The following is a 19,649-nucleotide window of genomic DNA, read 5'->3' as shown; positions in this document are numbered from 1 at the left end:
GCCTGGGCGGATCTTGATGGTTAAAACGGGCAACTGCAAGTGAAATGCAGTTTTTCTTTGCTGCGCGGGTGGCTAAGTTGCAATTCGCTGGCATGTAATTGCAAGCGACTGGCCATATGCAGAGCCTGACCCTTAGCATAAAGTTTGTCCCCCAGAATCGGGTGACCCAGGCTGAGCATATGCACCCTAAGTTGATGGGAACGGCCGGTAACAGGTTCAAGGCGCAATAAGGCCTGATTTTCCTGACTGTTTATGACCTGCCAGCGCGTCAGCGCCTGTTTGCCGCGCATAAAGTCCACCATTTGCCTGGGGCGGTTGGGCCAGTCACAAATCAAGGGCAAATTTACTTCCCCCGCAGCTTCTCGCGGCACCCCCCACACCCTGGCCAGGTATACCTTGGCGGTTTGGCGTCGCTCAAATTGCAGGGAAACCTGTTTGTGACTCTCGCTATTGAGTGCCATCAGCATAATGCCGGAGGTGGCCATATCCAGACGGTGCACGACCGTGGCGGTTGGGAACACCCGCTGCACGCGCAACTGTAGGCTGTCTTTGTGCTGTGGCGCTTTGCCAGGCACAGACAACAAGCCGCTGGGCTTATTCAGCACCAGCAAATCCTCATCCTGATACAGGATTTGTAAATACGGATGCAGCGGCGGCAGGTATTCGAGTAAGGCCATTAGTGACTGTTGACCACCAAACGTATGGCTTCCAATCTGACCTCAGCCTGCTCGATAGCGCGGAGCAGCGCCGCCATCTGCTCACGTAAATAGGTTAGCTCTTCTTCACGTACAGATGGGTTTAGCGCCTTGAGGGTTTGCAGGCGGTCTAACTCGTCACCCAGCAGGTTATGCATCTTCTTACTGGCGTTTTGGCTGAGTTCTGCCGCCTGGATTGCGGCTTGCTTAGCGGCAACGCTAACCGCGCCATCTATCTGAGGTTTGAGGGCTTCGACCAATTGTCTGCCCATTTTGCCTTTCAGTCGTTCCAGATTAACAAACTGCTGCTGGCTCAGTTTGCCGGCCGCGTCCACACACAAACGAATAGGTGTAGGTGGCAGATAGCGGTGCAGCTGCAATGCCCTTGGTGCGCTGGCACTAAGCACAAATAAACATTCCACCCAGTAGCTGCCGTTGGGCAGGTTTTTGTCCTGGCTGAGGGCGACACTGCTCATGCCGATGGTGTCGGTCAGGATCATATCCAGGGCATGCTGCACCATAGGATGATCGGCACTTAAAAAGCGCACATCTTCGCGAGACAGGGCGGTGCTGCGTTCATAAGTAACGGTGATGCCTTCCTCATCCAGACCAGGCAACTGGCTGATCATGGACTCGCCTGGGCGCAGAATATAGCAATGTTCGTCTTTGTCTTCCTGGGCGATACCTATGGCGTCAAATAAACGGGTCAGGAACAGTTCCAGATGCGGGCTATCGTCCAACTCGGCAATGGCGTCAACCAGGCTTTCTACTTTGCCGCGGCCTGACGAGTTCAGCTCCAGCAGCTTATCGCGACCTTGCTCCAACTTCTGTTTAAGCTGTTGGTGCAGGCTTAAGGTGGTGCTGAGTAAATCATCTACGCCATCTTCATCCTGCATCGCAATGCAATGCAACAACTTGTCACGCACCTGTTCAAAAACGGCGGTGCCTGTGGGGCAGGTCTGTTCAAAGGCGTTCAGTCCCTGGTGATACCAATTTAGCAGCAATTGTTGGGCGCTATTGGCAAAGTAGGGCACATGGATCTGAATATCACGTTTTTGGCCAATGCGGTCCAAACGACCGATACGCTGTTCCAGCAGGTCCGGCACCAGCGGCAGATCGAACAACACCAACTGATTGGCGAACTGGAAGTTGCGACCTTCGCTGCCAATTTCGCTACAGATAAGTACCTGCGCCCCTTCCTCTGATTGCGCAAAGTAGTTGGCTACCCTGTCACGCTCAACAATGCTCAGGCCCTCATGAAACACCCCGGCGCGAATACCGGCTTTGACCCGCAGGGCTTCGGCCAGTTGCACGGCGGTACCGGCGCTGGCGCAGATGGTCAGTACTTTTTCACCTTTGAGGCTTTGCAGCAGCTCGATAAACCAGTCAACCCGCGGATCCAGCTCGGTCCAGCGCCCCTGGATTAAGGGATGGCGTTCAGGAGTGAGACGAAACTCCAGCTTTAGCTCAGGGTCGTCAAACAGCTGGGTGTAACGCTCGGGCAAATTTAGCTGGTGAGGCATAAGCTGGCGCACCGGAAAACCCTGAATACCGGCCCGGCTATTTCTAAACAGCAAACGACCTGTGCCATGTCGGTCGATTAAATGCGTCAGTAGCTTTTGCTTGTCTTCGTCGGTTGCCTGATTGATGCCGTTCAGCGCCTGCTGCTCCTCAGGTGCAAATTGTGCAATGGCTTGAATCTGTTCGGCATCCAGCTGTTGTCCTTCCACCAGAGGAGCTATGGCGTCGGCCAGCGCTGCATATTGCTGCTCTTCGGCCAAAAAGGCCTGATAGTCATGGAAGCGGGCCGGATCCAATAAGCGCAGACGTGCGAAATGGCTTTCGTGGCCTAATTGATCTGGGGTCGCAGTGAGCAGCAGAACCCCTTTAGTTTGTTCCGCCAATGCCTCAATGGCTTGGTATTCCTCAGATGCCTGTTCCTGCGACCATTGCAGGTGATGGGCTTCGTCCACCACCAGCAGATCCCAGGGCGCTTCTACCGCCAGTTGGTGGTATTGGGGGAAACGGGTCAGAAAGTCCAGACTGCACAGCACCAACTGCTCAGACTCAAAAGGATTGCCACCTTCCTCGGCCAGAGACTGGCAGCGTTCTTCGTCGAAAATCGCAAATGCCAGATTCACCCGGCGCAGCATTTCTACCAGCCATTGATGCACTAAGCTGGAGGGGACAACGATTATGACCCGTGAAGCGCGACCTGTGAGCAACTGCTGATGAATAATCAGTGCCGCTTCAATGGTTTTACCCAATCCCACTTCGTCTGCCAGCAATACCCGTGGCGCGAAACGGCCGGCGACACTGCGGGCGATATGTAACTGGTGAGGAATCAGATCCACCCGGGCCCCTGTCATACCCAACAGAGGTGAGGTTTGATGTTGGTGTTGATGGTCAAGACAGGCCAGACGTAAATCGAACCAGCGAGGGTCATTGAAATTGCCGCTGTATAGGCGTTGATCGGGTTTGTCCAACTGATAATGGTGATCAATAAAGGTCTCTTTCAGTTCCACTGGCTGACCATCGTCCACGCGCTGGCCCAGATACGTGAGCTGTCCGCCTTGTTCTTTTACCTCGTCGACTTGCAGTTGCCAGCCCTCATGACTCTTTACCTTATCGCCGGGTACAAAGGCTATGCGGGTCAGCGGGGCGTTGTCCGCGGTATAGGTGCGGCTTTCTCCAGTGGCGGGAAACAGCAATGTCAGGGTACGTCCCTGAGCATCGACCACAGTTCCCAGTCCCAGCTCGGTTTCGGTGTTACTGATCCAACGCTGACCTAAGGCAAACGACATGAAGGCTCCTGATGAGTAAAATTGCGGCGCGGGATCTTATGTGAGAATCCCGGTCGGGGCAATTCGTGCCGGGATTTTTAATCAATTCTGTTGCTGGCGCTGCAATAAAATAGGTGCTTTGTACAAATTGTAGGCAAACAAGTCCCTTGTCCGCATCCTTCTCTAAAAATAGGTGATTCACCAGAAAAAGTGTTCTATTGTGAGGTTGTCAGGCCAGTGGTTTCACCCATTCGGCCTGCACAGGGGAATGCATGGTCCATGGCTGGCTCCTGCTGGTCGTGGGCAAAATCACACCCTGCCAGTACTCGGACGGGGTGGGAACAACCAGCCGGAGATGCGAATGGTCAGAACTAAACCTGCCAATAGCAAAATTTACGTCCTCGATACCAATATTCTTCTACACGAACCTTTTGCCTTCCTGTCCTTCAAAGAACACGATGTGGTCGTACCTATGACGGTGCTGGAAGAGCTGGACTATATCAAAGACAGTAAGAAAGATGTCTCCCGCGATGCGCGTATTTCCATTCGCGCCATGGAAGATGTGCTGCATGAGGCCACGCCCGATCAGTTGACGGCCGGAGTCTCACTTAAGGGACTGGGCTCAGGTGAAGCGGCACCAACCGGAAGGTTGTCTATCTTTGCTGATGTGGGTATGCCCAAGTCGCAGCAGGTGTTCACCAGCAACGAAAACGACAATCGCATTATTAACGCCGCCTTGCATATTCAGCAGCGCGCCTCTCCACGTCAGGTGGTGCTGGTCACCAAAGACATTAATATGCGCCTTAAAGCTAAAGGGGCGGGGCTTGCCCATGTGGAAGATTATCGTACCGACCAACTGGTCAGTGATATCAGTTACCTGAGCAAGGGCTACCATAAATTTTCCGGTAATTTCTGGGACAAGGTCAAAACCGTGGAAAGCCGCACAGAAGGCCGTGAAACTGTGCATGTGGTAGACCGAAAAGTGTTCCCCGAAGCTTATATCAACGAGTTTTTGATAGACGACAGCAAATCCTTTGCCGGCATTGTGGAAAGCGTGTCAGATTCGACCCTGGAGATTCTGGATCTTGGCTATGAGCGACTGATGTCTCGTAAGGCCTGGGGTATTCATCCAAAGAATATTGGTCAGGCCATGGCATTGCATGCTTTGCTAGACCCCCATATCGACCTGATTATTATGACCGGTCCGGCGGGCTGCGGTAAAACCTTGCTGGCTCTGGCAGCGGCGCTGGAAATGGTGGTTGAGCGCAAGATGTACGATAAGATCATCGTGACCCGCAATACCCCTGAGATTGCTGAGTCTATCGGCTTTTTGCCCGGTACAGAGGAAGAGAAAATGGCGCCTTGGCTGGCCGCTATTACTGACTCGTTGGAGGTGCTGCATAAAAACGACGAGAACGTGAAAGGCTCAATGAGTTACATCATGGAGAAAGCCAATATTCAGTTTAAGTCGGTAAACTTTATGCGCGGGCGGAGTATTCAGAATTCCATTGTGATTCTGGATGAAAGCCAAAACCTGACGGCGTCGCAGTTGAAAACCATCATAACCCGCTGTGGGGAAGGTACTAAACTTATATGTAGTGGTAACTTGGCGCAGATAGACTCAAACTATCTGTCACCCGTCACCTCTGGTTTGACCTACCTGGTTGAAAAGTTTAAGAATTTCACAGGTAGCGCTACTATTAACCTGGACGGTGTGGTACGTAGTCGCCTGGCAGAGTTTGCCGAAGAACATTTATAGCTAGAGGAAAGTTGTTTGAGTCCTTTTATTGATAGCCAGAAACAGCGTGTGTTGGTGGTGGATGATCAGCCCATTAACCTGAAAATTCTTGGACAGGCTTTGTCGGGGGATTATCAGGTATTGGTTGCCTCTAACGCCGAACAGGCGATACAGATTGCCATGACGCAGCAACCTGATTTGATTCTTCTGGATATCATTATGCAGGGGATGGATGGTTACCAAACGTGCCGGACACTGAAACAAGACCCACGGACCGTCAACATCCCCATTATTTTTTCTACCTCCATGGACTCCGAAGAGGACGAAGTGAAGGGTTTGGAGGCGGGTGCGGCAGACTATATCACTAAGCCTTATAACCTGGCGCTGGTGAAAGCCAGGGTCAGAAATCAGATGCAGTTGAAGAAAAAGACCGACCTGCTGGAGAAGCTGGTGAGTCTGGACGGACTGACGGAAATCCCTAACCGGCGCTACTTCGAACAGCAATATGAAGTGGAATGGCGGCGCGCCCAGCGGGCCGGGTCTAATCTCAGTATATGCATGATAGATATTGATTTTTTCAAGCAATTTAATGACAACTATGGTCATGGTGCCGGCGATATCTGTTTGCAGCGTGTCGCTCACATTCTGTTGGACAACGCGAAACGTTCCGGTGATTTAGTGGCGCGTTATGGCGGTGAGGAATTTGTGGTTCTGCTGCCGGATACCGAACTGGAAGAAGCCAAAGTGGTTACCGAGCGACTACGAGCGTCGGTGGAAGCCCTGGCGATTTCCCATCATTTCTCGGCTTGTGCCAAGGTTGTGACCATCAGTGCTGGGTTTGCCACCTGCCGTCCTGGGTTTGGACAGGATAAAGGATTATTGCTGGAAGAAGCTGACCGTTACCTATACGAAGCCAAGCAGCAAGGCAGAAACCGGGTGCGAGGCGACGTTTATTCACTTGGCGTCGGCTAATTACGAGGGCCGACTTTTTCATAGGTGAACATATTCCCGGCAATGGCTGACAAGCTGCTTGGCGCCGCTTCTCCGACCTGGTAAGCGGCCGGGCCTGTAGGCTCCACTAACAGATAATCAATCCCTTCTATATTAACCGTGGCATCCTTTTCCCGGTGTGAAAGCTGAACCCCCAATAACGCATGGTCTGGTAGGTAGATCATCACCATACTCATAGTGGGCAGCATGGAGCGCAGTAACGCCACGGCTAAGGTGGTTTTGCTGTCACAATCGCCATGGTTGCTGCTGAGTACTTGTGCTGGCGGCAGAAAGCCGGTGCCATTTGATGTGAGGCGATTTTCAAGGCTGTCGTAAGGAATGCTCTGTAACCAGCTAAGCAAGATGTTGACGTAGGCCCTGGGTTGACTGTTGTCCATTAATTTAGCGTAAATGGCATTGGCGGCCGGTAGCAAGGTCTGAATGCTCTCGTTGGCGTAGCGTAAATGATCGGGCTTAATGCCTTCCTGTCCCAGAAAGTCGTGATAGCGTGCATAGTAGTTACTGGCCAGGTAGGCATCGAAGGCCTGGGTTTCAAGGTCGAACAGTTTGGACTGCCACTGGTCAATAACAGCCTGGCTTCTGGCCCGTACCTGATACTGCAGGCTCTGGCCAATCATCCTCACCGAGATTCTGGCTTGTTTGGGATCTATCGAACGGGCAGCGCGCTGCATCGCCAGCATAATATGCTGCTGGGCCACTAGCGGCTGATATGTCTTAAGTTTTTGAAATTGTTGATTGATTTGCTGCTTATCAAGGCTGAAAGAAAGTGATTGTTCTTGATTCTGAAAGTCTTTCCAGCGGTATGCCAGCTGGATTTGTGATGGGTCTTCGCTACGCTGAAAATCCACTTGTTGTGCTATGCACGCACCGGCCATAGACAGCCACAATGCGCCTGTTATCAAAGTAAGCTTAACACTCAGTTTCAAATCATGACTCTGGATATTGCATTATGTTCAGTATAACGACAGTTATGACTATGTCATAACGCAGACAAAAAGGCGCCCAATGGCGCCTTTGGCTGATGAAACCGTTGCTTAGAATGACTGGCTGAATTCCACCCCCCACATTCTTGGCAGACCGGGACTGAGGTTGGCAGAGCCGGTGTTTTCCCCCTGACCACCAAAGCCGGAGAGTACATATTCTTCATCCGCCAGATTGCGTACATAGAAGGATAACTGCCAATCGTCGTCACTGCGATAAGACACCCGTGCATTGATAAGGTCATAGCCTTCTACACGGTTTTCGCCGGTCAGGCCTGGTACCAGAGCCGGATTAACCGGCAGCAGGCGTACCGAGTTAACGTCGCTGGCGGTGGCGCGTTCGTCCACTGAGGTGATATCCAGGTGCAGCATCCATTCGCCATTGTCAGCCTGAATAAAATAGTCTGCCCCCAGGTACCAGCGGTTTTTAGGCACGCCAGCCAGGGGGGAGCCGGTTAGGTCGTCATCGGCGGTTTCGCCCACAAACAATGAGTACTTAGTGTATTCACTGTCCAGGTAGGCATAGTTGAAGTTAAGAACCAGATTATCGGTGGCGGCCCACTCCGACTCCAACTCAAAACCTTTACCCGCTGCGTCCACGTTTCGCACGTTGTAAACCGGAATATTGCCGGTCGAACCGGTCAGGCGCAGAATCTGCAGATTAGTGTAGTCATAATCATAAGCAGACAGGTTCAGTTTCAAGCGGTTATCAAACAGGGTGGATTTCATGCCCACTTCGATATTGTCCACTTCTTCCTGATCAAAGGGCGGAGCCGCGCCTAGACTGTTGAAGCCTCCGGCCTTAAAGCCACTGGCGGCGCTGATATAGGTCATCAGATTATCGGTCCACTGATAATCCACTACCACGCGCGGAGTGAGCTTGGTCCAGGTATTGGATTGTGCAAATGGCTGGTAGTTACCGTTGGCATCTAATACCGCCTCGCCATTGGCATCACGCTGGTAGTATTCGGTACCAAATGCCAAACCAAAGGGCATAGCCGGCACGCCCGGAAGGGGAATGGTGACCTCATTCTGATAACGGGACAGAATGCCAAAGTCCTTTTTGTCTTTGGTGTAACGCAGGCCCACCGTCAGATCCAACTTTTCAGTGACCGGATAGGTCACATCAAAGAAGGCGGCGTAGGAGGTGTAATCGCCGAAGTTTTCCGTTACTTCGCTCCAGGGCTTCCCCAGGTTATCACGGGCAATACGCCAAGCCAGCTCATCGCTGGATACCCCGGCCAATTGTGATAAATAAGCCAGTTCGTTTGGCAGTAAGCTTTGCAGATAACCCGCCAATCCGGTACCCACAGGCATGTCCATAATACCGGGAACACCCAACTGCGGTGCGCCAGTGGGCGGTAGTCCCAGGGCTTTTAGTTGTTCATTAATGGCAAAGCTGTCGAGGGACTCCATCATAAACTCGGCTACGGTAATCTGATGAATATCCTCATTGGCGTAGGTGGTGCCGAAGGTCCACTTGGTGCCGCCATCGGTAACCCCGGTCAGGCGAATCTCCTGGCTGAAGTACTTTTGATCTTCCAGGTTGTTAGAGCCAAAAAAGCCCCGCGTCTGCGCACTGCCGTCATCTTCGGTATTGTTTTCGGTATTAAAACGACGATATGCGGTAATGGAGGTGAGTGTACCTATATCCAGCTCTTTATTTATTTCCAACGAGGTGCCAAACAGATTGCGGGTTTCCAGCGTATCCATATCCGTTTCATACACACCAAAAGGATTCAATCCGCCATCGGCCTGGGAGCGATAATAGCTGCTGTTGGCTGAATAGGCCGGGCGGGCATCATTATCCAGTTCATCAAATTCAGCGCGCCACACCAACTCCAGGGTTTCGCTGGGTACCCAACGCAAAGCGGCGCGGCCCGACATGACATTTTCTGCCCCCAGTTTGACTTTGTGCGGCTCGCCACCGGTGTTGTCTTTTCTAGGATCCGGGTAGCGCAGGGCGTCCACATAGCCGTCTCGGTCACTTAAATTAATGCTGCCACGAAAATACAATTCATCGGTCAGGGGCAGATTGTAGACCCCTTCAAATTGTTTCTTATCATGGCTGCCTAAGGTGATCCGGTAATTGCCTTCCGTGATGTCGATGGGTTTTTTGTTAATGATACGCACGGCACCGGCTGCGGTATTGCGGCCAAACAAGGTGCCTTGGGGGCCCTTCAACACTTCCACACGCTCAACATCATTAAAGTTCATCAAGGCGGAACCGCTGCGTCCGGCGTATACGTCATCCACATAAATACCCACGGCAGGGTCGGCACCAATACCAAAATCATTGGTTTTAATGCCGCGAATATCGAACTTAGGTTGGGTGGCCGACGTGATGTTGGTTTCAAAACCTGGGGTTAGATTACCCAGATCATTAATATTGTTAGCGCCTATTTTCCTCAGGTTTTGGGCGGAAAACGCGCTGATGGCAATGGGAACCTGCTGGATATTTTCCACCCGCTTCTGGGCGGTGACTTCCAGAACTTCAATGCCGATGACTTCTTTATCTTCGCTTTTGTCCTGAGCCATAGCCTGCGAGCAGGCCAGAATGGCGGTAACGGCACTGGCAATCAGTGTAGGATGCTGGGTCAGATGTTTCATTGTGTACCCCAAAGTTGCTTCATAGTGTTTGGTCGGGTTGCCCCCGATTCTCTGGATAGAAGTAAAAATTACCTGGCTTTTCTTCCACCCTGATGACCTATCTGGCCCAACCAGTGTAAGGACTGAAAATGTTGGACGCCAGTACTAAGTTAAAAAAATGTTTTAATTGGTACTATAGTTCCACTAGTATGCGTGATACAAAAGAAACATGAGAACTCAATCATGCCAAAAACTGTCATGCAGCTTGTCTTAATAGGTTTCGCGTTCTTGAGCCTGTCGGTACTTGCCGATCCTGCCAAGGTCTATACGACTTGTGCAGCCTGTCACGGTGATAAAGGGCAGGGCAATCCGCAGTTGCAAGGGCCGGTATTGGCTGGGTTGTCTGGTGAGTATCTGACGCGTCAGTTACAGGCGTTTCAACAGGGGAAGCGAGGACAGCATCCTCAGGATGTGCCGGGGCAACAAATGGCGGCAATGGCCAAGTCTTTACTTAGTGAGGAGACCGATTTAGCCGCACTGAGTGCTTATATTGAACAGATGCCGTTACCGCAGCAAAGCACAAGGCTGTCGGGGGATCTGAAAAGTGGCAACGCGTACTATCAAAATAATTGCGGGGCCTGTCATGGCGGTCAGGGGCAAGGGAATCCGGCGTTTCAAGCCCCCAGACTGGCCGGTCAGGACAGCGACTACCTGCGGCGTCAGTTTATGTATTTCAAACGGGGTATCCGGGGGACAGATAAGAGCGACAAGCCAGGTCGTCAAATGGCGATGATGGCCAACACCTTGCCAGATGACAAACTTAACGACGTACTGGCGTTTATCGGTTCCCTATGAAGTATTGGCCTTATCTTTTCATGCTGTTTAGCCTGACCTTACAGGCACAAGACAGTGTGGTATTGAGTGAGCAATGCCCGCCCAGTTTCGAATTACGCAGCGGTCAGTGTTACTTAGTTAATCGTTATCAATTCTATGATTCGCTGCAAGACCGTGGTGTTGGTGGCACACAAACCGGTTTGCCGGCTTTTCGGGATGGCTTCTCGCCTCAACAAATCGACCTGGGCCGTTATTTGTTTTTCGACCCCTTGCTGTCAAAAGATGGTTCACTGTCTTGTGCCAGTTGCCACCAACCGGCGCTGGGGTTTGCCGATGGTCGGGCTCGCAGCATCGGCATGGACGGTCAGGTGGTAAAACGCGCGGCTCCCAGTTTATGGAATGTGGGCTTTTTAAAAAAACTGTTCTGGGATGCCCGGGCCAGTACATTGGAAGAGCAGGCACTGGGGCCGCTTTTTGCTGCTGACGAGATGGCCAATACGCCACAAAAACTGCTGGCGGATCTAACCGGCAATGCCGCTTACCCTGATTTATTTGCCCAGGCTTACCCCGGCAGCGATGCGCCGCTGACTCTGCCAAATGTCGTACATGCGTTGGCGGCGTTTCAGACTTCTCTGATATCTCTGAACAGTCGCTACGATCGTTATGCTCTGGGCCACCACGGGGCGCTTAATGAGCAGGAAATTGCCGGTATGAATGTGTATCGCTCTTTTGTGGCGCGCTGTGCGGAGTGCCATACGCCGCCGCTTTTTACCAATCAGCAGATAGCGGTGATTGGCACACCGGAGCCCGAAGGTATGCCGCTGGATATCGGTGCCGAGGCCACCTTTAAGGCGGCAAAACTTAAGGGCGGCTTTAAGGTGCCGACTTTGCGCAATATCGTGAAAACCGCACCTTATATGCATTCGGGGCGTTTTGATTCGCTGCGTGATGCGGTGGAGTTCTATACCAAAGGTCGTGGACATGCGGTGCCGGCCGGTGTGGACATGCAGATCCACTGGCATATCTGGGAGCCAAAACTTACCGAGCAGGAAATTGATGACATTGTCACTTTTCTCGGGGCGCTAACCGATGAAAGCCTGATGCCGGTCATCCCGGCTAAGGTGCCGTCGGGCTTATCGCCACTGACGGGGTTTCAACCAACACTCAACCAACAACAAGCGGAGTATACCGATGAGTAAGGGCAACATTTTTGCCGTGGTGTTAATCGTAGCGGCATTCTTTGTCGGCCGGCACTGGTTTGCCGATACGCCGACTGTGATGACAGACAGCCGAAGCGGCGCGGGTTACAGCGGCGGGGCGGAATCGACGGGCAGCGCCCGAAGCGGCTTAGTGCGGGCTATCCATACCGCGCCACGTACCGGCACAGTGCATGAAGTGCGTGAAGGCGAGTTAATTATGGATAAGGTGAAGGTAGCCGAGCCGGGCGATACCATTCTGGTCTATCCGGGCAGCTATTCCGAGACCGTGTATATCGACAAGGACAATATCCGTTTGTCAGGGGTGATCGAGAAAGGTCAGCGTGCGGTATTGGATGGCAAGGGCCATCTGAACGACGCAGTGTTGTATTCGGGCAACGATATTGTGGTGGAAAACCTGCTGATCACTAAATACAAAGGCAATGCCATTATGGGCCAGGCCGGCAACAACTTTGAGATCCGCAACAACATCATTGTTGATACCGGCGTTTACGGTATTTTCCCGCAATTGGGTAAAAACGGCATTGTCACCCACAACGTAATCTCCGGCATTGAGGATGCGGCCATTTATGTTGGCATGAGTGACAACATTCATGTGGCCCATAACCAGGTATTTGAGAGTGTGGCGGGGATTGAGATTGAAAACAGCCGTCACGCCATTGTCGAGAATAACTATGTGACCAATAACACCGGCGGTATTCTGGCCTTTATCACTCCAGGTTTGCCGGTAAAAACCACATATGACGTGATTATCCGCAACAATTTTATTGTCGGAAATAATCATCCGAACTTTGGTGCGCCGGGCAGTACGGTAGCGGGCATTCCACCTGGTACTGGTATTCTGATTATGGCCGCCGATGAAGTGGTGGTGGAAGGTAACATTATCAGCGACAACAAGACCGCCGGTATTATTATCACCGATCACAATAACGCCCCCAATACCACCATCGATCCTGAGTCGGATCCGGCGCCAGATAAAGTGGCGATCTTGGACAACCTGATGCACAACAATGGCTACGACACTATTGATGAAGCCAAGGCATTAATGCTGACCGAATTTAAAACCGGTAACCCTGACATTGTCAGAGTGGGTGTCAGCCGCGATAGCTGTATTATTAACCGCCATCAATATGTGACCGTGGGCGTGGATAATTGGGCCGAATGTGGCTTTACCCATACCGGCGATATTATGACTTACTTGCTGGACAAGCCGGTTGAGCCACGTGAAATCGACCCGTCCGAAGTGGGTAAGGTGGCTTATCTTGGCATTTGCGCCGGCTGTCATACCTACACAGGTCGCATGATTGGCCCGCCGGTTCAAGTGATCCAGGCGTTATATATGGATAATGCCCAGGGGCTGGCGGACTATATTGCCAATCCGGTGAAAAAGCGTGATGACTACCCAGAAATGCCGCCGCAGGATTATCTGGATGCCACCACTCGTCTGGCCGTGGCCGAATATATGCTGAGCGTGAGCAAGTAAATCGGTCAGTCTGCGGTTGGCAGTATCCTTTACTGCCAACCGCCTTCTACTCACCTGTTAGTTCGGAATAAGCCTCTGTTCCCCATAGCGGCACGGTAGACAGGCTGTGTTTAAAGCTTCCCGAGGTTTCTTTGGTGGAATAAGACAGATACATCAGTGTCTGATGCTGTGGATCAAAAATCCGACGAATCTTCATTGTCTTGAAGAAAATGCTTTTGGATTTGCTGAACAGCACTTCACCGGATTTGCTTTTATCTATCTGCGCGATCATGGCCGCGGTGATTGGACCGGTTTGACGACAGGCAATGGCGCTGTCAGACGGGTCGGCCAAGTCCAGATTGGCCTCGATACTGGAGACATGGCAGGTCACGCCCGTCACTATGGGGTCGTTAAAGGCATCCAGCTTGATATCTTTAGTGGTAAATAGCCCTAGTGATACATCACCCACTTCGTTGGGGCTACATGCCGACAGACACGTCAGTGTGGTGAGTAATAACAGTGTGTTACGCATGGGTTTTATCCTGATTATCGAGAGTCAGATTATAGTGCCATAGACCAGGGGCAAAGCGCTGGGAGAATGATGAAAAATTGTCACTGGCGCTTGCAAAGCCGGTTTATCAAGCGCCAGAACCAACAGGCCCTTTAGGCCAGTTCGAATAAAGGGCCTTCCAGTAACATATCCAGTACCGACTCCACTTGCTGCATATCTATGGCTGACCAGGGGGAGGTGAGCAGTTGGTATTCAAGGTGGTACAAAGTACCGAGCAGAATCTGGGCGCGCGCCAGCGGTTTATCTTGCCCTAAGCCCGCAAAAAAGCTTTCTACCGCCTGCGTCATCATTAACTGTGGGTATTGATAAAGCTCGGCCAGTTTCTCGTTGCGCAAGGCTTCCTGACGGAACGACCACTCCACAATACGGGCGTCTTTATCCTGAACCTGATTTTCGATATGTGAGACTAAAAAGCGCAGCAGATCATCTTTCAGGCGCTTCTTATCTGCGTGTCTCTCAAATTCTTCCAGAGCTATCCAGGCGCTGCGTTCCAGTAACTGCACGTGGCTGGCATTTTGTTCGGTAAAGAACACAAATGCGTCGTGGATTAAACACTCAATGGTATCGAAGTAATAGGTGGTGGCCGACAGCGGCACCTGCGCTTCTTTAGCGACGGACCTGTGCCTTACTTCGCGGATACCGTCTCTGACCATAATGGTTAAGGCGGCTGCTAATATGCTGTTGCGTCTTTCCTTGCTGTCCTTGCGCTTAGTGGGACGCCCTGTGTACTGCAGGTTTAACTGGTCAAGTGCCAGCGTGTTCCTTGTCTGCATTCATTTTACCTTGTGGATTAAACCAGTTGAGTTTATCCCTTAATGTCACCACAGTGCCAACAATGATTAACGCCGGCGGTTTGATATGAGCAGCCTTTTGCTCAATATCGGCTAGGGTGCCGGCCACTACTTGCTGCTGATCCGTGGTGGCCTGTTCTACTAAAGCAATAGGCATATCCTTTGGCATGCCGTGCGCAATTAGTTCACGGCAAATCACAGGTAAGCCGGTCAGACCCATATAAAACACCAGGGTTTGACGCTTTTGTACCAGCGCGGGCCAATCCAGATTAATACTGTCATCTTTTAAATGGCCGGTGGCAAAAACCACCGACTGGGCGTGATCGCGATGGGTTAAGGGAATGCCGGCATAGCTGGACGCGCCGCTGGCGGCAGTAATACCAGGTACCACTTCAAAACCTATGTCGTGGGCAATCAGCTCTTCAATTTCTTCACCGCCGCGACCAAAGATAAAAGGATCGCCGCCTTTTAGGCGCACCACGCGCTTACCGGCCTTGGCTTCCCGTACCAATAACTGATTGATATCACCTTGCGGAAGAGTATGGTTGCTGGCCGCTTTGCCCACATACACCTTCTCGGCATCACGACGCACCATATCCAGGATATCCTGTGATACCAGGCGGTCATATACCACCACATCGGCTTTTTGCATTAAGCGCAGGGCGCGAAAGGTTAATAGCTCAGGGTCGCCGGGGCCAGCGCCAACCAGATACACTTCACCTTCAGCCTTGGGAGCTTCCTGTTGCAATTTGGCTTCCATCAGTTGCCTGGCTTGCTGGCTGTTGCCTTTCAGCACCTGCTCGGCCACTTCACCGTCAAATACCTCTTCCCAGAAATAACGACGCTGGGTGACATTGGCAAAACGTTGTTTGACCCGTTCTCTGAAACTGTCGGCGAACTCGGCCAGGCTGCTGATACGTCTGGGTAAAAAAGCTTCCAGTTTCTGACGTAAATAACGCAGCAGAACCGGTGCACTGCCACCGCTGCTCATAGCAATCAAAAGCGGTGAACGGTCAATAATAGAAGGGGTAATAAAGCCGCAGAGCTTAGGGGCATCCACCACATTGACCAGCAGTTTGCGCGCTTTGGCCTGGTGGCTAATTTGCGCATTTAGCTCTGTGTTATTGGTGGCAACAAAGACCAGTTGCGCTTTATCCAAATCTGATTCCAGATAAGGGCGTTGTTGTAAGCTGAGTTTGCCGCGCGCTGCCAGCGCCTGGATGGCCTGGCAGGCCTCGGGCGCCACCACTTCTACCTGGGCATGAGTACGCATCAGCAATTCCACTTTTCGGGCCGCGACCTCGCCAGCGCCCACCACCAGAACCTGGAGTGTATTGGTATCAACAAAAAGCGGGAAGTACTGCATCGGGCATATTCATAAAGTGGCTGTTACGGCCATTTTGGCAGAGCCTCTTATAACTACATAATATTAATTTATAAAAACATATAATTTTTTAAAAGAATGTGGCGGTCTTTGAAGGGGCGATAAAGGGACTAGCTCCTAGATAACGCGAACGCCTTTCTGCTTGCTGTGACTGGATAAGCCCCTTAAGTGTCGGCTACAACATAATGCTATAGCAGACACAGTCGGTACCCAAATGGGCAACCTGTTTCTCGTAGTGCATACCGAGTTTTTGCAGTAAGCGAATGGACGACTGGTTATCCGGCATGGCCAGGCCAATAATCCGCTTAAGATTAAGCTGCTGCTGACCAAATTGCATGGCTGCCTGAGCGGCTTCCAAAGCCAAACCTTGCCCCCAATAGTCGGGATGCAGGCGATAGCCTATGTCTGTTTCCTGCAAATCTGCCAGGTATTTCAAGCCGCAAAAGCCGATAAACTCGCCGCTGTCTTTATGGATGACGGCATGGCGGCCATAGCCGTACAGCTGATAATCACGTAGCGGACTGGTTTGCAGATAGTGGGCAGTGTCTTCCACGCTGTGTTGCAGTGGGCCGATATAACGCATCACCCGTTCATCGCTGTTTAGGCGGTGCAAGGCAGACGCGTCTTCTAAGGTTAACGGGCGCAGCAATAATCGTTCGGTGTGCAGACTTTGCATAGTGGGCTCGCAGCGAAAAGAGCGCTAAGGGTAGCAGAAAGCCGCGACAGAAAATAAAGCTTGTTTCACAGAGGGTGACTATTTACACTTTTAGACGTCTAAACGTCTTTATGGTGATGGCTGTTGTCTGATCTCAATTCCGTATCGGCTCGCGGTAAGTACGCATTACTGCCCCTTGGCCTGTTTCTTTTATTATTCCTCGGCGCTGGTTTTTATTACCAGGCCCAAGGCGTGGAATTTGCTTTTTATCAATTGCCGGCGCCGGTGGCGATTCTACCAGCAGTGCTGCTGGCGGTGTGGTTATCCAAAGCGTCCTTAAACCGCACTATTGCTCAGTTCACCGACGGTGCTGGGCATCAGGATATTATGACCATGTGCATGATCTTCCTGTTAGCGGGTGGCTTTTCGGCGGTGGCCAAGGCCACGGGCGGGGTGGACGCGACAGTGGCGCTGGGGGTGAATTTAATCCCGGCCCAGTTCCTGTTGCCGGGCCTGTTCCTGTTAGGCGCTTTTGTTTCTACCGCTATGGGGACCTCTATGGGCACCTTGGCGGCTATGGCACCCATTGGTATGGGCATGTCGGAAGTAACAGGTATTGAACCGGCACTCATGGCCGGGGTGCTGATGAGCGGTGCAATTTTTGGTGACAACCTGTCGATTATCTCCGACACCACCATTGCGGCTACCCGTACTCAAGGGTGCCAGATGCGTGACAAGTTTGTTGAAAACCTCAAGATGGCCCTACCAGCGGCGCTGGTGACGCTGATCCTGTTCGCCTGGGTAAGCCCACAACCTGAGCCGGTGACGGTGGATGAAGGCAATCCCTGGCTGGCGATCCCGTATTTGCTAATTCTGGTATTGGCGGTATCCGGGGTAAACGTCTTTGTGGTGCTGGTACTGGGCATTATCTGTAGTGCCCTGATGGGCCTGTGGCAGGCGGATTACGCGTTAAATCAACTGGGTAAAGATATCTACGCCGGTTTCACCTCCATGCAGGAGATTTTTATCCTCAGCATCCTTATTGGTGGCTTGTCCGGTTTAATGCGCTCTCAGGGCGGCTTGGATTATCTGGTGGCTAAGTTGCATGCCTTGTCGCAGAAGCTCTCCCGCCATGCCCATGCCAGTCATAGCTTTGCTATTGCTGCCCTTATCGTTATCAGCAACCTCTGTATTGCCAATAACTCGGTGTCTATTATTGTGGTGGGGGAAGCGGCGCGTAAGCTGGCCGAGCACGGCGAAATTGCCCCCAGGCGCAGTGCCAGTTTGTTGGATATCTTCGCCTGTATTGTACAAGGCTTGATCCCCTATGGTGCACAGGCATTGCTGCTGGGCGCAAGCTTTGCCATTTCGCCGGTGGAGATTATTCCTTATGTGTTCTACTGCTATTTGTTGGCGGTGGTCGCCTGCGGATACATTATCTGGAATCTGGCGGTTAAGCGTTAAGCCGCCAGCAATTTTTTAAGGCTCTGCCGGTAAAGCAGGGCCGCCTGCTCTTTGCCTAAGCTGTCGCGCAGCAGCAAATGGCCTAAGTATAAGCTGTAGAGTTCGTAGGCAAGGCCTGCCTGATTGATATCTGCGGGCAACTGTTGTTGCTCAACGGCTTTGGCCACCTGGCGCTGCAAATAACTTAGTAATCTGGCCTGCTGAGCCAGGGCAAACTGACGCACCGGGCTGTCTGGGCGATTTTGATATTCCACCGCCGCTTTAATCAGCGGGCAGCCCATACCGCTTTCTCCCATTACCCGTCCGGCCCAGTCATTCCAGGTCAGCATCAGGGCTTCAATTCTGGCCACGGTGTTGTGCTGACGGGTGGGGACCAGTACTTGCTGCATAAACTGCTGCTCAATGTATTCCAGAATCGCCATTTGCATGCTTTCTTTATCCTGGAAATGCGAAATCACGCCGGTGCGCGACAAGTTACAAAGCTTGGACAAGGTGCCAATGGTGATATCGGCCAGCCCGTATTGGCTGCTGTGTTTAAAACCGGCATCCAGTATATGCTGCCGGGTGCGTTCGCCTTTGTTCATGTACCGACCAGAATGGACGAGATTTGCCTGATAACCCCAGTATCCCTCAACAGTTTGTTATGACCAAGGTTTTGTGTCAGATACAAGGGCGTGCCCTGTTGCTCGCTAACAGCGCGGATATGCTCAATGGGGGCGAATTTGTCGTCGGTGTCGTGAATTAAAAATAAGCGATCGGCACATTTGTGCAGGTGATGTTGATACTGCAGCTGTTGCCAACTGGTCTGGTATTGGGCCGAGATTCGCTCCAGTACTAATGTCAGCATCTTACGCGAGATCCCCATACGTTCTACCTGTACAAACATCAGGTCAAACATGCGGATGGGCATGGCTATCAGAATGACCTTCAGTCCCTGCAGATATTCTGCTTTAAGGTTGAGTGCCGCCAGCCCGCCCATGGAATGGCCGATAATGGCCGCGACTTTTTGCTCCTGCTGTTTAAAATGCGCCAGCAAGGCTTCTTTCGCTTCAATAAATGCCAGCAAGTGGGCGTGTTTACCCCCTGACTTGCCATGGGCCACATGGTCAATGGCGGCCACACGGAAACCTTGTTCCAATAACGACGGGATCATGGTTTCAAAGCAGCGGCTGTTGTCGGCCCAGCCGTGGCTGGTCACCACCCAAGGGCCGCTGTCACCAAACAGATGCACTTTAACCAGGCCCTGACGGGTGTTGAATGACCAGTGGCTATGTGGGGTAACCCGCTCAAAATGCTTGACCCTTTTGCCAAAAGGCCTGAGCAGCATGTGTCGGCCTAACCACAGTGCCAACCTTGGCATTTTGTCGCTTAGAAAGCCGGTAGTCTTGTATAACAGGGCTTGGGCAGCGTTATGTTTTGCCCGGTCGGAAAAGTAGTTGAGTGCCATTAGTGTAGATTAAATAGTACAGTTGTAC

At 51.9% G+C, this 19,649-nt stretch carries 16 protein-coding genes; 6 read left to right on the top strand and 10 right to left on the bottom strand.

The genetic code is table 11. From position 1 onward, the window contains the following. Positions 1-20 precede the first annotated feature (20 nt). The gene (locus IEX02_RS08415; RefSeq protein ID WP_188693165.1) at positions 21-677 is read right to left on the bottom strand and encodes a pseudouridine synthase; all 657 of its coding nucleotides are present in this window, start codon (positions 675-677) and stop codon (positions 21-23) included. Further along, complete coding sequence (gene rapA / locus IEX02_RS08410; RefSeq protein WP_188693162.1) at positions 677-3,499, bottom strand: RNA polymerase-associated protein RapA; 2,823 nt, start codon at positions 3,497-3,499, stop codon at positions 677-679. The genes IEX02_RS08415 and rapA overlap by 1 nt, the downstream gene beginning before the upstream one ends. 340 nt (positions 3,500-3,839) lie before the next feature. Here rapA and IEX02_RS08405 point away from each other — a divergent pair, with 340 nt between their 5' ends. Both IEX02_RS08405 and IEX02_RS08400 read left to right on the top strand, forming a co-directional pair. Next, a complete protein-coding gene (locus IEX02_RS08405) occupies positions 3,840-5,237 on the top strand; it encodes a PhoH family protein (RefSeq protein WP_188693160.1) in 1,398 nt (465 codons plus the stop codon). 15 nt (positions 5,238-5,252) lie between these two features. Further along, positions 5,253-6,188: a diguanylate cyclase domain-containing protein gene (locus tag IEX02_RS08400; RefSeq protein WP_229702155.1), complete on the top strand. Its 936-nt coding sequence runs from the start codon at positions 5,253-5,255 to the stop codon at positions 6,186-6,188. Here IEX02_RS08400 and IEX02_RS08395 read toward each other — a convergent pair. Both IEX02_RS08395 and IEX02_RS08390 read right to left on the bottom strand, forming a co-directional pair. After that, positions 6,185-7,153 carry a transglutaminase-like domain-containing protein gene (locus tag IEX02_RS08395; protein ID WP_188693156.1) on the bottom strand — a complete coding sequence of 323 codons (969 nt, stop codon included), beginning with the start codon at positions 7,151-7,153 and terminating at the stop codon, positions 6,185-6,187. The two genes, IEX02_RS08400 and IEX02_RS08395, sit on opposite strands and share 4 nt — an antisense overlap. A 108-nt stretch (positions 7,154-7,261) precedes the next feature. After that, on the bottom strand, positions 7,262-9,817 hold the full coding sequence (locus IEX02_RS08390) for a TonB-dependent receptor (protein WP_188693153.1): 2,556 nt from the start codon (positions 9,815-9,817) through the stop codon (positions 7,262-7,264). A 222-nt stretch (positions 9,818-10,039) separates the two neighbouring features. Between IEX02_RS08390 and IEX02_RS08385 the strand changes: the two genes are divergently transcribed. From IEX02_RS08385 to IEX02_RS08375, 3 genes are read left to right on the top strand one after another with little or no spacing between them, the layout of a single operon-like run. Then, positions 10,040-10,651 (top strand): c-type cytochrome, encoded by a 612-nt coding sequence (locus tag IEX02_RS08385; RefSeq protein ID WP_188693149.1) that lies wholly within the window; start codon positions 10,040-10,042, stop codon positions 10,649-10,651. Continuing rightward, the gene (locus IEX02_RS08380) at positions 10,648-11,829 is read left to right on the top strand and encodes a cytochrome-c peroxidase (RefSeq protein ID WP_229702154.1); all 1,182 of its coding nucleotides are present in this window, start codon (positions 10,648-10,650) and stop codon (positions 11,827-11,829) included. Before IEX02_RS08385 ends, IEX02_RS08380 begins: the two co-directional genes overlap by 4 nt. Continuing rightward, complete coding sequence (locus IEX02_RS08375; protein ID WP_188693146.1) at positions 11,822-13,330, top strand: parallel beta-helix domain-containing protein; 1,509 nt, start codon at positions 11,822-11,824, stop codon at positions 13,328-13,330. Before IEX02_RS08380 ends, IEX02_RS08375 begins: the two co-directional genes overlap by 8 nt. 46 nt (positions 13,331-13,376) lie before the next feature. Here the strand turns inward: IEX02_RS08375 and IEX02_RS08370 are convergent, their stop codons facing one another. The 4 genes from IEX02_RS08370 to IEX02_RS08355 form a co-directional block, all read right to left on the bottom strand. Beyond that, complete coding sequence (locus IEX02_RS08370; RefSeq protein ID WP_188693143.1) at positions 13,377-13,841, bottom strand: CreA family protein; 465 nt, start codon at positions 13,839-13,841, stop codon at positions 13,377-13,379. Positions 13,842-13,972: 131 nt separating this feature from the next. Next, positions 13,973-14,653, bottom strand: coding sequence for a TetR/AcrR family transcriptional regulator (locus tag IEX02_RS08365; RefSeq protein WP_188693140.1), 681 nt, complete (start codon positions 14,651-14,653; stop codon positions 13,973-13,975). Next, positions 14,625-16,037, bottom strand: a complete 1,413-nt coding sequence (cysG, locus tag IEX02_RS08360) for a siroheme synthase CysG (RefSeq protein ID WP_188693137.1) — start codon at positions 16,035-16,037, stop codon at positions 14,625-14,627. The genes IEX02_RS08365 and cysG overlap by 29 nt, the downstream gene beginning before the upstream one ends. Positions 16,038-16,230: 193 nt before the next feature. Next, complete coding sequence (locus IEX02_RS08355) at positions 16,231-16,731, bottom strand: GNAT family N-acetyltransferase (RefSeq protein WP_188693134.1); 501 nt, start codon at positions 16,729-16,731, stop codon at positions 16,231-16,233. A 120-nt stretch (positions 16,732-16,851) separates the two neighbouring features. On the opposite strand from IEX02_RS08355, the gene IEX02_RS08350 reads away from it, so the two are divergent. Further along, positions 16,852-18,174: a Na+/H+ antiporter NhaC family protein gene (locus IEX02_RS08350; RefSeq protein WP_373284981.1), complete on the top strand. Its 1,323-nt coding sequence runs from the start codon at positions 16,852-16,854 to the stop codon at positions 18,172-18,174. Here IEX02_RS08350 and IEX02_RS08345 read toward each other — a convergent pair. Then, on the bottom strand, positions 18,171-18,758 hold the full coding sequence (locus IEX02_RS08345) for a TetR/AcrR family transcriptional regulator (protein ID WP_188693128.1): 588 nt from the start codon (positions 18,756-18,758) through the stop codon (positions 18,171-18,173). The genes IEX02_RS08350 and IEX02_RS08345 overlap by 4 nt on opposite strands. Further along, the gene (locus tag IEX02_RS08340; protein WP_188693125.1) at positions 18,755-19,621 is read right to left on the bottom strand and encodes an alpha/beta hydrolase; all 867 of its coding nucleotides are present in this window, start codon (positions 19,619-19,621) and stop codon (positions 18,755-18,757) included. The genes IEX02_RS08345 and IEX02_RS08340 overlap by 4 nt, the downstream gene beginning before the upstream one ends. Between the last annotated feature and the right edge of the window lie 28 nt (positions 19,622-19,649).

Origin of the sequence: Bowmanella pacifica (assembly GCF_014645355.1) — a bacterium.
Taxonomy (GTDB): Bacteria; Pseudomonadota; Gammaproteobacteria; order Enterobacterales; family Alteromonadaceae; genus Bowmanella; species Bowmanella pacifica.
The sequence above is the reverse complement of the archived record's forward strand: the minus strand, read 5'-3'. Positions and strand labels throughout refer to the sequence as shown.

What these genes read in the sequence shown, in the direction of transcription:
- IEX02_RS08375 (WP_188693146.1), top strand. Translation starts at nt 11,822, where the DNA reads ATGAGTAAGGGCAACATTTTTGCCGTGGTGTTAATCGTAGCGGCATTC.
- IEX02_RS08415 (WP_188693165.1), bottom strand. Translation starts at nt 677, where the DNA reads ATGGCCTTACTCGAATACCTGCCGCCGCTGCATCCGTATTTACAAATC.
- IEX02_RS08390 (WP_188693153.1), bottom strand. Translation starts at nt 9,817, where the DNA reads ATGAAACATCTGACCCAGCATCCTACACTGATTGCCAGTGCCGTTACC.
- IEX02_RS08385 (WP_188693149.1), top strand. Translation starts at nt 10,040, where the DNA reads ATGCCAAAAACTGTCATGCAGCTTGTCTTAATAGGTTTCGCGTTCTTG.
- IEX02_RS08355 (WP_188693134.1), bottom strand. Translation starts at nt 16,731, where the DNA reads ATGCAAAGTCTGCACACCGAACGATTATTGCTGCGCCCGTTAACCTTA.
- IEX02_RS08340 (WP_188693125.1), bottom strand. Translation starts at nt 19,621, where the DNA reads ATGGCACTCAACTACTTTTCCGACCGGGCAAAACATAACGCTGCCCAA.
- rapA (WP_188693162.1), bottom strand. Translation starts at nt 3,499, where the DNA reads ATGTCGTTTGCCTTAGGTCAGCGTTGGATCAGTAACACCGAAACCGAG.
- IEX02_RS08370 (WP_188693143.1), bottom strand. Translation starts at nt 13,841, where the DNA reads ATGCGTAACACACTGTTATTACTCACCACACTGACGTGTCTGTCGGCA.
- IEX02_RS08380 (WP_229702154.1), top strand. Translation starts at nt 10,648, where the DNA reads ATGAAGTATTGGCCTTATCTTTTCATGCTGTTTAGCCTGACCTTACAG.
- IEX02_RS08405 (WP_188693160.1), top strand. Translation starts at nt 3,840, where the DNA reads ATGGTCAGAACTAAACCTGCCAATAGCAAAATTTACGTCCTCGATACC.
- cysG (WP_188693137.1), bottom strand. Translation starts at nt 16,037, where the DNA reads ATGCAGTACTTCCCGCTTTTTGTTGATACCAATACACTCCAGGTTCTG.
- IEX02_RS08345 (WP_188693128.1), bottom strand. Translation starts at nt 18,758, where the DNA reads ATGAACAAAGGCGAACGCACCCGGCAGCATATACTGGATGCCGGTTTT.
- IEX02_RS08365 (WP_188693140.1), bottom strand. Translation starts at nt 14,653, where the DNA reads ATGCAGACAAGGAACACGCTGGCACTTGACCAGTTAAACCTGCAGTAC.